This window comes from Castellaniella hirudinis, assembly GCF_047468865.1.
In the GTDB taxonomy this organism is placed as follows: Bacteria; Pseudomonadota; Gammaproteobacteria; order Burkholderiales; family Burkholderiaceae_B; genus Castellaniella; species Castellaniella hirudinis_A.
Map to the genome: position 1 here is coordinate 1 of NZ_JBLGTV010000026.1, position 14,155 is coordinate 14,155.

9 protein-coding genes and 2 pseudogenes are annotated in these 14,155 nt (G+C 51.3%); 6 read left to right on the top strand and 5 right to left on the bottom strand.

Going from position 1 to position 14,155, the window contains the following annotated elements:
- The first annotated feature begins 182 nt into the window (after positions 1-182).
- Together ACMHYJ_RS16690 and ACMHYJ_RS16695 are read left to right on the top strand one after the other, a co-directional pair.
- Complete coding sequence (locus tag ACMHYJ_RS16690; RefSeq protein WP_414247283.1) at positions 183-1,382, top strand: tyrosine-type recombinase/integrase; 1,200 nt, start codon at positions 183-185, stop codon at positions 1,380-1,382.
- Positions 1,379-2,545, top strand: a complete 1,167-nt coding sequence (locus tag ACMHYJ_RS16695) for a PDDEXK nuclease domain-containing protein (protein WP_414247284.1) — start codon at positions 1,379-1,381, stop codon at positions 2,543-2,545. The genes ACMHYJ_RS16690 and ACMHYJ_RS16695 overlap by 4 nt, the downstream gene beginning before the upstream one ends.
- A 27-nt stretch (positions 2,546-2,572) precedes the next feature.
- Here the strand turns inward: ACMHYJ_RS16695 and ACMHYJ_RS16700 are convergent, their stop codons facing one another.
- Together ACMHYJ_RS16700 and ACMHYJ_RS16705 are read right to left on the bottom strand one after the other, a co-directional pair.
- The gene (locus tag ACMHYJ_RS16700; protein WP_414247285.1) at positions 2,573-4,372 is read right to left on the bottom strand and encodes a UvrD-helicase domain-containing protein; all 1,800 of its coding nucleotides are present in this window, start codon (positions 4,370-4,372) and stop codon (positions 2,573-2,575) included.
- Between the two features lie 2 nt (positions 4,373-4,374).
- Entirely contained in the window at positions 4,375-6,513 is a 2,139-nt protein-coding gene (locus ACMHYJ_RS16705) for an ATP-dependent nuclease (RefSeq protein ID WP_414247286.1), read from the bottom strand.
- Positions 6,514-6,948: 435 nt separating this feature from the next.
- On the opposite strand from ACMHYJ_RS16705, the pseudogene radC reads away from it, so the two are divergent.
- Positions 6,949-7,457: pseudogene (radC, locus tag ACMHYJ_RS16710) on the top strand (RadC family protein).
- A gap of 190 nt (positions 7,458-7,647) precedes the next feature.
- On the opposite strand, the gene ACMHYJ_RS16715 reads toward radC, so the two are convergent.
- The 3 genes from ACMHYJ_RS16715 to ACMHYJ_RS16725 form a co-directional block, all read right to left on the bottom strand.
- Positions 7,648-8,883 carry a hypothetical protein gene (locus tag ACMHYJ_RS16715; RefSeq protein ID WP_414247287.1) on the bottom strand — a complete coding sequence of 412 codons (1,236 nt, stop codon included), beginning with the start codon at positions 8,881-8,883 and terminating at the stop codon, positions 7,648-7,650.
- Complete coding sequence (locus ACMHYJ_RS16720; protein ID WP_414247288.1) at positions 8,880-10,061, bottom strand: hypothetical protein; 1,182 nt, start codon at positions 10,059-10,061, stop codon at positions 8,880-8,882. The genes ACMHYJ_RS16715 and ACMHYJ_RS16720 overlap by 4 nt, the downstream gene beginning before the upstream one ends.
- Positions 10,062-10,248: 187 nt before the next feature.
- Entirely contained in the window at positions 10,249-10,833 is a 585-nt protein-coding gene (locus tag ACMHYJ_RS16725) for a hypothetical protein (protein ID WP_414247289.1), read from the bottom strand.
- Positions 10,834-10,845: 12 nt separating this feature from the next.
- Here ACMHYJ_RS16725 and ACMHYJ_RS16730 point away from each other — a divergent pair.
- From ACMHYJ_RS16730 to ACMHYJ_RS16740, 3 genes and pseudogenes are all read left to right on the top strand, one after another.
- A pseudogene (locus tag ACMHYJ_RS16730) lies at positions 10,846-10,992 on the top strand (conjugal transfer protein TrbI); the annotation flags it as partial.
- Positions 10,989-11,207: a DUF2274 domain-containing protein gene (locus ACMHYJ_RS16735; protein WP_414247290.1), complete on the top strand. Its 219-nt coding sequence runs from the start codon at positions 10,989-10,991 to the stop codon at positions 11,205-11,207. The pseudogene ACMHYJ_RS16730 and the gene ACMHYJ_RS16735, both read left to right, overlap by 4 nt.
- A gap of 91 nt (positions 11,208-11,298) precedes the next feature.
- The gene (locus tag ACMHYJ_RS16740) at positions 11,299-13,722 is read left to right on the top strand and encodes a hypothetical protein (RefSeq protein ID WP_414247291.1); all 2,424 of its coding nucleotides are present in this window, start codon (positions 11,299-11,301) and stop codon (positions 13,720-13,722) included.
- Positions 13,723-14,155: the final 433 nt, after the last annotated feature.

Genomic DNA, 14,155 nt, shown 5'->3' on the forward strand with positions numbered 1-14,155 from the left:
TTTTTTGTTTCACGATGACTCTAGTACCGCAATTCGCTGGACTACGCCAAGGCTCGATACAGCAGGTTTATCAATTACTTAGGCGAGTTCAACATATGCCGGTGCTTTCCGAAACTTGACCCGGCTTCCCCTCGCGTGGCTCCCATGCGGCTCTTGGAAACCGGGCTTTCCGAGGAGTCATCATGGCGAAGATCAAGCTCACCAAGTCCGCAGTCGATGCGGCACACCCCCAAGACAAGGCAGTCGAACTGCGGGATACCGTGGTTCCCGGCTTCCTGTGCAAGATCACCCCGGCGGGCCGCAAGGTGTTCATGCTCCAGTACCGCACGAACGCCGGCGAGCGCCGCAAGCCCGCATTGGGCCAGTACGGGGAACTGACGGTCGATCAGGCGCGCACGATGGCGCAGGAGTGGCTGGCCGAGGTGCGCAAGGGCGGCGACCCCAGCGCAGCCAAGAACGCTGCCCGCAAGGCACCGAGCATGAAGGAGTTTTGCCACACCTTCATGGAGGATTATTCCAAGCAGCGCAACAAGCCCAGCACGCAGCGCGGCTATCGGGGCGTCATCGACCGTTGCATCATCCCGATCATGGGCCGGATGAAGGTGCAGGATGTGAAGCGCCCCGACGTAGCTGCGCTGATGAAGAAGCTGGCCTACAAGCAGGCCGAGGCCAACCGCACCTTTGGCGTGCTGCGCAAGATGTTCAACCTGGCCGAAGTGTGGGGGCTACGCCCTGACGGCACAAATCCGTGCCGTCATGTCCCGATGTATCCACCCGGCAAGGAAACCCGGCTCATCGTGGACGATGAACTGGTGCGGATCTTCCGTCACCTGGAGCGCCTGGAGGCGGAAGGACTGGAGAACTACGTCATTCCGCTGGCGATCCGCCTGCAATTCGAGTTCGCCGCCCGCCGCTCGGAAATCTGCCCGCTCGAATGGGCGTGGATTGATCTGGAAAACCGCCGCGTCGTCTGGCCGGACAGCAAGACTGGCGGTATCTCCAAGCCCATGAGCGAGGAAGCCTATCGGCTGCTGTCTACCGCACCGCGCCGGGAAGGCTGCCCCTACGTCCTGCCGTCGCCCAACGACCCGACCCGGCACATGACCCACGGTGAGCACTACGGCGGCTGGACGCGCGTGCTCAAGGCCGCTGGTGTACCGCACGTTGGCACGCATGGCATCCGCCACCGGGCGACGACCGACATTGCCAACTCGGGTGTGCCGACCAAGGTGGGCATGAAGCTCACAGGTCACAAGACCGTGGCGATGTTTATGCACTATGTTCATACCGAGGACAAGCCGGTACGGGACGCGGCCGAACTGGTGGCGAATCGGCGGCTGGCGATTACCGGGGCGCCCCGTTCTATGGAGGCAACAGCATGACAAGGAAGACGTCTGCGGTAATGAGGAAACCCGCCGCCTTACCGGCTGGCTATGCCGGCATCCATGGCGGCATCGTGGAGTTGCTGGATGCCGCGCGCCAGGCGGCGGCGCGCAGTGTCAATGCGCTGATGACAGCCAGCTATTGGGAGATTGGCCGCAGGATCGTGGAGGCTGAGCAGAAAGGTAGGCGGCGGGCCGGTTACGGCGAGCAGTTGATGGCGCGCTTGTCCGCCGATCTGACGGCGCGATTCGGACGCGGGTTCAGCCCGGACAACCTGGAGAACATGCGGCGCTTCTTCGTCGCTTACCCCCTTGAGGCAATTTCCGAGACACTGTCTCGGAAATCTGCAGAAGGACTGCCCATCGAGAATTCCGAGACGGTGTCTCGGAAATTCGACCTCTCCGAACTGGCCCAGGTCTTCACGCTGCCGTGGTCTGCCTATGTCCGGCTGCTATCGGTCAAGGATGACCATGCTCGCCAGTTCTACGAGGTCGAAGCACTGCGCGGCGGCTGGAGTGTGCGCCAGCTCGACCGGCAGATTGGTAGCCAGTTCTACGAGCGCACAGCCTTGTCCAAGGACAAGGCGGCGATGCTGGTCAAGGGTTCAGTGGCCAAACCCGAGGATGCTGTCACGCCCAATGACGCGATCAAAGACCCGTATGTGCTGGAGTTCCTCGACCTCAAGGACGAGTATTCCGAATCCGACCTGGAAGCGGCCTTGATCCAGCGGCTGGAAGATTTCCTGCTGGAACTGGGCGAAGGATTCACCTTCGTCGGGCGGCAACGCCGGTTGCGCATCGACCAGACCTGGTATCGGGTCGATCTGCTGTTCTTTCATCGGAAGCTGCGATGCCTGGTCATCATCGACCTGAAGCTGGGCAGCCTGACGCATGCCGATGTGGGGCAGATGCATATGTACTGCAACTATGCCAAGGAGCATTGGGCTTACCCGGACGAGAACCCGCCAGTGGGCCTGATTCTGTGTGCGGACAAGGGCCATGCCCTGGCGCGGTATGCGCTGGATGGCTTGCCGACCAAGGTGATGGCGGCGAACTACCGGACGGTGCTGCCAGATGCTGAATTGCTGCAAAAGGAACTGCAGAACACGCGGCGCCTACTGGAATCCTCCGCAACGATTCGTCTTGGGACTCGCGAGCTATAACGGTGTCGGTGGCACCGATCCCGAGTTCTATGGGACTTGGTCGTACTTGAAATCACACGCAGCGAGTTTGCGGGTGACTTGGTACTCTTCGCCAGAATACTGGCGAATACGACCGCGTTCCGAGATCAGGTGCAAGTTCTTCCTCGCTCGGGATCCAATGACATACAGAAGCTTCATGGCACTTTCTTGACCGTTCGGATCATTGAAGTGCGGCACCATATCCTCCAGCAAGGCATAGGCGATCACCACATCGAACTCTGCCCCCTTCACGCCGTGGATCGTTGAGATAGTGATGCCTGTCCGGCTCTGAAACACCTTTCTGAACGTCCCGATGTCTCCAATGAATTCGCTGCCCTCACTTTTCAACCGATCGACTCTCGCTTGCGAACTGTCGAAGAACGCAGTGTGATGCTCCCGAAGCGTGGTGAAGAGTCGAAAATCGATGGCCAAGCTTGCAAACAATCTATCGAAGAATGTGCTGAGGTAGGTGAGTCCATCCGTCTCATCGATTTGGATCGCATTGCATTCTCTCAACAACGATTTTCTGGTGAGCTTGGATACGCTGGCGCCAGCCGCCTCCAAGGCAGCAAGGATTTCACCGGCCCAACGAAGTCTGCGCACATACATTCCCGGCGATGCCTGCGTAAGTGCAATCTTGGAAAGCATGTACCAAAAGTTTTCAGTGTCGCGTGCAAACGGAACCATGCCCGGGCCATCGAACGAATACTCGGGCATGCTCGCGCACAAACGGCGTGTCATGCTGGCAAGGTGTGTCCACTGTGGTGCAAGCACGCACACCTCGTGGGGCGCGATACCGACAGTCTCGATGTTGAAGCGGATGAGCCGGATCAACTCGGCTTCCAGGCCCGTCTTGTTCACCGTGGCATCGAACGAAACAAGACTCGGATACGCCTTGTCGTCGGATGCAGATTCAATGCACGTGTCGTGGACGTTGTAGTTTCCGAAGTAGTCGATGATGCGCTCAGAGGAGCGGTAGTTCTTCGACAGTTCAAGCTTCTTCAAGTCAATGCCCGCCATCGTCTTGAAATCCTCGAAAGCAATCGGATATCCCCCGAGTGACTGGTAAATCGCTTGATTCGGATCGCCGACGATGAAGGCCTTGGTCGCACCGTGGCCGGCTTTCAAGATGGCCGTGATGATCGAGTACTGAATTCGCTTGGTGTCCTGATACTCGTCGATCAGCACGAAAGAGAATAACTGCCCTAGAAGGAAGCTGATCGCAGGACGGCTGGCGATCAGTTGATACGCATAGTAGAGAATGAGTTCAAAGTCGATCTGCCGGTTTTCCTGCAGCTTCTCGAAATACTGTCCCAATATGGCGTGCAGTCCGGTGTGTTTCCAAGCTTGCGGACAGGAAAGCACATAGCCAGTTTCAGTGAAATAAAATTCGCAATCCCAAAAAGTTATCTTTGGCTTTTGGTAGGGTTTGCACAGAGCTTCCAAAATCTTCTCGCGCTCATGCTGATCGATCACGCGGTAGCCCCGTTCCAATGCCTCGTGATAGATGCCATAGGGCTTCAGTATCCATTCAAGGCAGAACGAGTGGATCGTTCCTATCCATAGTCGGGATGTGTCAACTCCAAGGCCCTCAATGCGCTCATGGATCTCGTCCGCCGCGCGGTGCGTATACGTGATCGCAACAACGAACTGCTTGTTCGATTTCAGTCTGGACAACTCATAGGCGATCTTGTAAGTCAGCGTGCGGGTCTTTCCGCTGCCAGGGCAGGCGATGAGAAAAACACTTCCAGGCTCCAGAATGGCAGCTTCCTGCTCTGGATTCAGATCGTCCTTATCCCACGTGAACATGGCTAGAAAACCTTGAGGACGTCGTTGATGCGATCGTCGGGGAAGGTGGCCAGCATTTCGTTTCTGATGCCAACGAAATCGAGGTCTCCTTTTCTGAAGGCCAACAGTTTGGCCCTGAACTCATCAAAGACCGCCGCTGGGGTGACAAGATCATCCGCATCGATGTAGTTGACGCGATAGCTCAGTACGTTGAACCAGACTTCTTTTGTGATTACCGGGTGCGCGAAGGCGATGGCATCGAGGATGTACGCGGGGATTGCCGTTTGAGGATCAATTTTCTTCCCAAGCAAGATGGCGAACCACCCTTTCCCATAGTTACCCGCCATGGTCAGCACGCGCTGGCCGTACAGGGCGATGTCCGGTGACTCAAGCTCCGCCTTGGCGGTTGCGATGGTTAGCGCATCTTTGTAGATATCAGGGAGGATGCCAACCACTTTGTTCGCATTTCCAGCGGCAACGAAATCAACCTCGAAGGTTTGTGGCGCAAAGAATGGAGCAACCCATGAGTTGTCTTTGAACGACTCATCCAAAAGCGCTTTCCTGGCGATGCCTTTCTCCTGAGAGGTCTGGTACTTTTTCTTGCGCCGAAGCACTTCTTCGGCGTCGCCCATTGCGGGCGTTGTGTCAATGATGGACCTGTCGAGATCGGTGACGATGCTGCATCGCTTTCGGATTCGATCATCGTGGAAGAGAACGGCTACGTTCTGGAACCCAGTGCTTCGGATGTTGATCAAGCTAATTCCGAGTTCATCCAGACTGATGCCCAGCACCTTCTTGACCAGAATTGGGATCAGGATTTCTTCGGCATCGCCCTCTACCAGAATGACACTCTTGGCAAACAACAGGTTGCTGCGAACCGCATCCAGATAGCGTTGAATGTTGCCGATCTCTTCTGCGTCCAGACCCGTGGACGGTTGGTAGGCCTCACATCGATTACGCTCCCGCCCGAGAATATTTACATTCTGGACGTTGCTGACCGCTGAGATATGCGTCGAATGGGTGGAGTAGATGATCTGGGTGTCGTCGTACTGAAGCCTGTCGAACAGCGTCTTCTGAATGTGTGTATGGATGTGGGCCTCTGGCTCTTCGATCAGCAAGAAGTTGGCGATCGACTGCTTGGCTTTCTGATACTTGAATTCCAGCAATTTCAAGGTGAGGAAGATCAGGTTCGCGCCACCCAGGCTCAACTCATGAATCGGCCCTTCGTGAGTCTCTCCCGATTCGCCGACAAACAGCTTGAGGGACTGGAACAGTTTGTCAGCTTCGTCAGGCAGATCGGACTTGATCGACAAGGATGAGGGCGAGTACGCCTCGCCTGCTGCATCCTTGATGGTGTCCCTGATATCGGTCCGGACGACCTGCACGTCCGGCAACGCCTCGATCGAATCATTCAAAGCCTTCACCCCATCGGTGATGAGCTGGAATGCCACCGGGTCGATATCGCCGCTCTTGCCCTTGAGCAGCGACAAGAGTGGGTTGGTCCTGTTGTTGTGGAACTCCGACACAACGTCTCGAAGTGCCTGAACGAAGGTGAAGGAAATTTCCTTGGAAACGGACAGCACGCTCGGAATTTTGGCGCCGATAGCGGGAAACTCGATTTCTTCGTTGAACCTGGCGTTCTCGAAGTCACCGACCACTGCCTTGTAGAAAGCCTCATCGTTAAAGTCAGCGTCGCTTCGGCCCGTGAAGATGGTTTCGTAGTCGTCAAGAGTGACAGGAGCCAGGATCGCAGCGAGACCAGCGTGGTCGCCATCGTCCAATTGAGAGAGACGAAGCCTGATCTCTTTCTTTGGGCGGAAGATGAGGTTGTAAGTGGCTTTGCCGATCGTCTCATCGTCGATGCCGCCCGTCCCATGCCGGAACAAGGCCTGGACTGCTTCATCGGCGGAGATATCCTCGAACTCAAGGCTGATGATGATCCAATGGCCTTGCCACCTTCCCAGGCCTCTATGAAAGTCAGTCGAATCCAACCGGTAGGCGGATCGGATCATGTTGTCATCGAGCAGTAGCCTGATCGCTCGGAACAGATTCGTTTTACCTGATCCGTTTTCGCCAATGATGGTGTTGATGCCCTTCTGGAACAGGAGTTTGGTGTTGGCGAAGTTTCTGTAGTTGACCAGGCTGAGCTTGGAGATGTGCATAGAGGCCCTCGTTTTTTCTAGGAGCGCCGCACAAATGCCGGGCCGCCGCAGAGTACATGCATGTTACAACGTGTGTGCGCCCCTGGGCAGCCGTTTAGCAGGATACGGGCACTGGTTAGCATCCCGGCGTGCCGCCGTCGGGTTCGCGGGCTGCGCCCCGCGCTTCGTGCCGAATCGCGGCCATCTGGCTTTGACCCCTGACGCCTTCGGCCCGTGTGGGCCTGCGCGCTCCGCTTACCCGAAAGCCGACTGTGTGAGGGCGGGTGTAGGCGGTCTTGCTGTTCCCTTCACCGTATCACGGCGTTCTCGCAGTCAATGGCTGCACGCGCCATGCGCGTTTGCGGCCTGATGGCCGTCTGCGACCTCTGACTGCTTGCGCTGCGCCGTGCTGGCCACGGTTCCGGGCAATTCCGCCCGTGCAACCGGAGCACGATCATGTCGCAAGTTTCTCTTTCTTCCTTCGATTCCGTTCTGATGGTTCGCAGCGCATGTGGGCGCTACCAGCCGCTTCTGCCGATCAGATCCTCGAAGCCGCACGCCTGGTCATCGACCAGAAAATGCCGCGTGGCGAAACCTTTACATCACCAATGGCGGTAAAGGATTATCTAGGCACCAAGCTGGCGTGCCTGGAGCATGAAGTCTTCGCGGTTTTGTTCCTGGATACGCAACATCGGCTCATCGAGTACAGCGAGCTTTTCCGGGGCACCATCGACAGTGCATCAGTGTACCCGCGTGAAGTGCTCAAAGAAGCGCTGCGGTTCAATGCAGCAGCAGTCATCATTTCTCACAACCATCCGAGCGGGAATCCCGAGCCAAGTGCAGCCGATAAGTCGCTGACGAAGCGACTTCGGGAGGCGCTGGCGATGGTGGATGTGCGCGTGCTGGATCACATCATTGTCGGTGGCACGAAAACAACGTCACTTGCGGAATGCGGCTTGATTTAAACCAGGGGGGGGGGGAGCCCCCCCTTTTTGAGTCAGCTTGGGTGTGTTTTCCGGGCGATAGCTGGTCTGGACTCTCAGATTATTTTTTGAAAGTGAGAAAGCCATTTCTGAGTAGCCTTCTTCTATTATTCGCCCGCTAGAAAGATAAAGGCTGAAACAGGATCATGGGGTACATCGCCAACGAATATTTTTAATAAGAGTTTTGAGCGTCCTTCACCATCTCATATAATTTATCAATTTTCTTTACGTCCTTGTATTTTTCGGAGTTCAGCAACTCAGCGATTGCAGCTCTTACTAACTGAATTATTCCAACGTAGCTCTGATCAATCTCTTTGCTCCCCCCGTGAACCAAAGCTGATCTCATCCGATAAACTTTTTTTAGTACTGAGCTTGCCCGTAATCTTGACTCTTTATCTTTGGCAACAATAAAAACAAATGTGTCTACCAGGCGATCACCAATGCTTTTTTGAAAAAGACTGCCTTCATCGTAAGACAACAAAATCTCAAGGGCAATGCAAGTATGAATTACTGAGTCTTTTTCTTTCTGGCTTCTGATTGCCTCGCCAATCGAAATTGAGCAATTCAATATGCGTGAGCTAAGATCAGAAATTTTCACTCCATTTTTTCTTTCTTTATATATATCCCATAACTTTCTAAAGCTGGTATTGTTTACGAAAAAGTCGTCATCAACAGGAATTTTCTCAACAATTTTATTGCTTATGGATGCATCTGGAAAATTTGAAGGATTTCTTTGTATCTGGTAGGAGCTAGTTTCCACATACATCTGTTGATGTGTGTAGCTAGGATAAGAAGGCAGCCCTGTTTTTATGAAAATTGAATTATCTTTCTTTCCGGCTATAAAAAATATTAAATTAATGAATTCTTGGAATTCATCATGAGCAAGCGAGATGGCCTTTAAATTGTCATAGCTATTCTTTATTTCTGAGCATATGTAATAGTCATTGTTGTTTGAAATAGGCATTTTCAGCGATCCCGACAAACCTATTTCAAAGGACCCTATGATTACCGCACCTTCTTTATCTAGTCTTACTCCCGATATCGGCGCCACCACCTTGACATCTTCCGGTGAGACATCTGTAAATCTTTTCAGTAAAGATACAATATCCTCATTGGATAAATCCTTGCCGGAAAATTTTATTTCGAAGATATTATCCTCAATTATTTTATATGCAGTCTCCCTACTGAATCGTTGACTTATTTTACTTTCACTGTTGTAGATGGCATCTAGCAGGACAAGGTATGAGTTGATGTCAGTGACCATCAATGCCTGCTCAGTTCTTGATTTAATTTTGGCCCTTTTTGACGCTACTGCTTCTTCTCGACTGCATGCGTGGATTTTTTCCAGGGCGGCATTTAAGAGAGTTTTTATTTTTTCGTCGTTGTCGAAATTTTCATTTTTACTCATCTATTGGCTCCATTGTTTTGAAAGTGTTTTTGCAAGGGGATGTCATGCAAGAAGTAATCATTCTTAAAGTCGCTATCCATCGGTGTGACTCGGTGCATGAAGCCATTGCTCTGAGCATCCGAGATATCTATGAGCGTTTTAAGCAACGAAAGCGTCTGTTGCTGACTCGGGTTAAGGTTTTTCTTTATCTCTATTAACTCAGCGAAAGTGTGATCTTCCAGGAAGTTAAAGTGACTTCCTAACAACCCGCAAATTCCGTCTGATAATTGAGTTTCTATGCAACTCATGGAGTCAACGAATGAGTATTCGACCGGCTCCCCCTTGTATATCATCCGTGCTCCGCCTAATGCATCTTGAACTTCGGTTTCGTTGTCAAAAGTGTGGGAGCTTGTTGGGTAGATATACAGGGGTCTCAAAAACAAACTGTCGAAACTGTCAATAAGAACATCATCGACGTTATCCACTATAAAAGGCAGTTCTGAAAGATTTGCTGCCTTCCGAATCATGTGAACAACGAGCTTGCTAATATCGGATTGTAGGTTTTTGGAGGCCGATTCAAGAAAATCAGCAAATTCAGTCATGAACGTGAAACTTAAATTTCTTTGGACATTAGGAAATCGATATTTCTTTAGAATTAGAACCAAACTGCCCAGGTCAGAATTTGCAAGATTGAAAAGCTCGCCCTTGATGTGCATGACGTAGGGCATGTACTGAAGTAGCTCCGGCTCATCCCACATTGAATCAACAATATCAACCAAAGACCAATATAAGATATTAAAATTTATATAATGAATGAATGCCCCATTGCTGATCAGCCATTCTAGAAGCGTCCTTATTCTTTTGGAATTGAGTACGCCAAGATAGTTTCCGGTGGCAAGTTGATTGAATTTTATCTCCTTGGCTGATTTTTGAATATGTAAAGACTTAATCAGATCATCAATTCCAGATAGGGGCGATGATTTTTTGTGCGAGATTCCACCTAAAACAAAGTTCCTTGGTTTTTCGTTGAAGCCATCATCCCTGACCCAGAATTTTCGGATGTTGTTAGTTTCGTCATAGAAGAATGAGTACTCTTCGTCTAGCCCATACAGAGGTTGCTCTGCGAAGATGTTTAAGAGCATGCCCGCTCGTAGGTCTTCCGCATTCAAGGTTCGAGGTTTTTCCTGACTATCATTCATTTTTAACCTACGATCATTGTTGGTGGCGGTCGTGTTCGCCATGTTTAAAAAGAATTAAATCTTTGCAAATAGATAATAAGGCAACGATACGTTTGCGTCTTCGCTTTGCGAACCGCGCTGCTCCAGGTTCGCTGTTCGCTCATCCCTGACGGGACTGGCATTCGCCAGCCTTCCACATCCCTGACGCCTACGGCCCGGCTTCCAGCTTCGGGCCTGCGTGCTTGCGCTTGCGTGCGGTCTGCACATCGCGGCGGCCGTTGCCATGTCCATCCATCACCACATCAAAGTCCTTGCCGTCGCCCCATCTCCCAAGGACGCCGGCCATGCGGGCCAGCGGCTCGGTTACGGACTCATACTGCTGGACTCTTGTACGAAAATCTTCCTGACTCCATTGCCCCTGCACAGAAAATATCTCACTATCCAATTGATCGAGCAGTCGATCAGTCTCCTGGGCGAAAAGCTCATCCAACTGAATGCGATGCTCAGGCTTGGCTAGATAGCGTTTGGCACTGTTGACCAGCAACTCTACGCTCAGAGGGTTCTGACGCTGGCTCTGCTCAAGGGTTTCTACTCGCTGCTGAAGACTTTGGAAAAACTCATCAGCACCATTGATTGGAATGGCCCTTGCTGCTCTGTGTGTCGCCAATTCTTGTGCGCCCGATCCCAGTGTTCCACGTGCGGCCCAATAGACCGGATAACGCCTGTTTGGGGCGCGAAGGAAGGCTTCACGCAAGGCATGATCCCACTCGCCTGACCAGCCGCAGATGATCAAACCATGCTCATCAAAGATACGATCCAACAATCGGTTGTAGCCATCGGGGTAGGCACTCAGTTCCTGATCGGTATTCAGGATACGGGCATCATCGTCAACCGCGATCTGGTGCTGCGGCCTTATCAGCCACTGTTCTTCAACAAGGGGACTTCCCGATGAGCACAACCAAGAAACTGCGGCTGGGGCCGCTGCCCAAGACCGAGAGCGTGAAGCTGACCTTCGCTTGCCCGGCCAGCCTGAAAGCCGACCTCGACCGCTACGCCGCGCTGCACGCGCAGACCTATGGCGAGACGGTCGATGCAGTGACGCTGATCCCGCACATGCTGGAGGCGTTCATGGCGGGGGATCGGGGATTCAGGAAGCTGGCTAAGTAGAGGCAACAAAAACCTGAACGGAATTCTATAATGTCCGTTATCGACCAGAAGTGGAAGTTCAATACGCTGACCGCTACATCAGCTCTTTACTGTGGATTCAACCGGCGGCTACGTCTACTCGTTGCATGAGCGGTGCATTCGCCGACAATTGCCAATGGAAATGACGAAATTTACGCTTCTTGGCACGGATTTTGGTTATAGCCATAAATTTCGGATGCCTGCTAACAAAGGCCATAATATGTCGAACAATATCGATTTCATCACTTCAATAAAGGACGAGCTTGCATTTGAAGAGGTTGTTCGCCAAGTAGCCAAGTATATTTACGACGCTGAAGCATACCTTTCAGGAGGTTCTTACGACGGTGGTCGCGACCTGATTTACAAGCGGGCAGGGCGTGAAGTCAAGGAGGCTGTTCAGATCACCATTCAAGAAAAGAGTCTTACACAAAAAGTCGTTGCTGATGCCGAGAAGGTGAAACGCCTAGTCGACGAACACAACTACCCGGAAGTTCTTACATTATTCTGGAGTCACACGCTCAGCGCTACTGCTCAACTAAAACTTAAGAAAGCCGTTCGAGATGCCACGGGTATAAAACTCGAGATTTACGAAGCAGGCCAATTAGCGCAACTAGTGACGGAGGAACTTCCTGAAACACTCCACTTCATAATCAATGAAGTGCATAAGCTGAGGCCTGAGTTAGAACCGTCCGACTCAGATCCGCGCGCCAGGGCTTTCTACGATTATCTGGCGATGAGCAAAGAATCCGCCGAATTAAAGACGTCGATTGTTGATGCAGAGATACTATCGACGCTTTACGGTGCGCCAAGTGATAGAAGTCATCTGGCAACATCTCTAGAAAGGATAAATATTAAAGCAGGAGCTATGAATGGGCGGGTAAGCGCCCTCATTAAGGCTGGAAAAATTGAGAGCGATGAAAATCTTCTTACATTGTCAGCAAAAGAAAAGTTGAGACTGGACGCGATACTTCAAAGGGATCAAATTCAACGCAGGGAGTTGCTCGATAAAATTAGGGCGTATACGGAAAAGGAAATTGGCGTAGATATCGCTGAGCAGGCATTTCAAATAATCAAGCATGTCTATAGCACCTCGATTGAAGTACAGATATCCGAGATTTCCATTGAACCTCCGAAGCTTTCTCTAATAAAGAACCTATTGATTGAGCTCGAAGGTTTATTCGCTCTTCATACGAAGGATAGTGTCCGCGAACACACCAAGAACTTGATCGAAATCGCCTCTGAGAACGATTATTTCGCGAATTATTGTTCTTCCATAATCTGCATCAACCTGTTAAATCAAAGGAAGCTTCAACGGTATATCGATGAGAAGCACTTCTTCATATACTTGGATGCAACCGTTTTTATTCAATACCTCTGTCTATATGGATTCGCAAAATCAGAATTCATGAATAGAGAAAGACAGATCGTAATGAATCTTCGGGATTCGATTCGGCACTTGAAGAACGTGTCGGTCCGCATTACTCAGGAGCATTTAGAGGAGACAATTCGCCACCTCACACAAGCCGAAAAGATAAGCGGTTTCGCAAACGACGCGCTCATTGAGAAGTTCGGTGATTCGAAAAATGTGTTTTTCAACCTTTACTTGAATGCAAAGAAGAAGGAGAGGGCTGGATATTCATTTGAAGATTTCCTTGAGAGATTGATCGGTTTTGAAGAAGTCACGCAATACTACACAGGGACGAAATTCGATGCGTTCATGGAATGCGTGCGTCGCTATCTGAAGATTGCGACTATATCGGTGGTCGAATATGAGGCTGCAGTATCTTTGGAAGATAATCCAACGGCCAAGAGAATTCTTCGATCCTATCAAGATCGCCTTAAAAAAATCGGAAAGCACAGAAAAACTAGGTCAATCTTGAATGACCTTGCTGCATGCTATACCTTAGGCGATACGAGTCAACACTTGGATAAAAAGAAGGTTGGACATACCCCCGCCCTGATTACTTGGGATAGCACACAACACGAACTCCGAACTATATTCCGATCTGAATGCCCTTATGACGAGTGGCTCGTCTATACGCCACAGAGAGCGACCGAGCGATTCTCGATGCTGCAGTTCAAAATGAACTCAGAAATCCTCAAGGATAACGTACTCGCGATTATCGACGAAGATTATATTCGCGACAGTAGTCTGATTGATACCCTGGCAGCTTTTCTCGGTGATGACAAGATAGAATCTGACGCGATTATCGCGATTCTTACGAAGCTAACGGGAAAAATTCACAATGAGGCCATTGACCCGCACGACGTCGAAAGCGAAGGGACGGTGGCCATTAATAACGCCTTGATCATTTTGCAGAACGCCTTTAGAAGCAATTTTGACCAGCTAAGACGTCTATTTTCTCATTCTGCGAGTGAACCTGACCTCTTTGTCGCCTTGGAACAGTTCATTTCCGGCAAAGTAGACGACCGCAAACTGGTTGAGAATTTCCAAGATCTAGTTAAGCGAATGGCGGCGAGTTCAGCGGGAGCCTAACCCTATCCTCGGCATGTACAGCGAGAAGAATCGGTTCCGTTCTTTGGGATGAAGTCAGGTGAAGCTGACAATGAACGAGTTCAGAGCCGAGACTTGGTAGCTAAAAATGAGCCTGAATTCTCTTCTTAACTCACCGATTGGTCGCTGTGCGAGTCACCGATGTTCAAAATGGGCAAGCAGCTTCCTTTCATCTGCGTTTATTTTGAATGGTGCGCGAAGGAACGGGCTACTATGACGAACAAGCCTGCCAGCCCCTGGCAATCTCCATAGCCACAACACGACTCGGCTTGCTTTCCCAAGGCTCTTATGTGGCTCCCAACCCACAACGCCGCATCCCCAGCAAGCGGCACGAAACAGAGCTAACCTATTGTCCCGTATATGGTTTCAAGCCTCGATTAATTTGCACGAAGGGCTTGACGCCGGCCATTTTTTG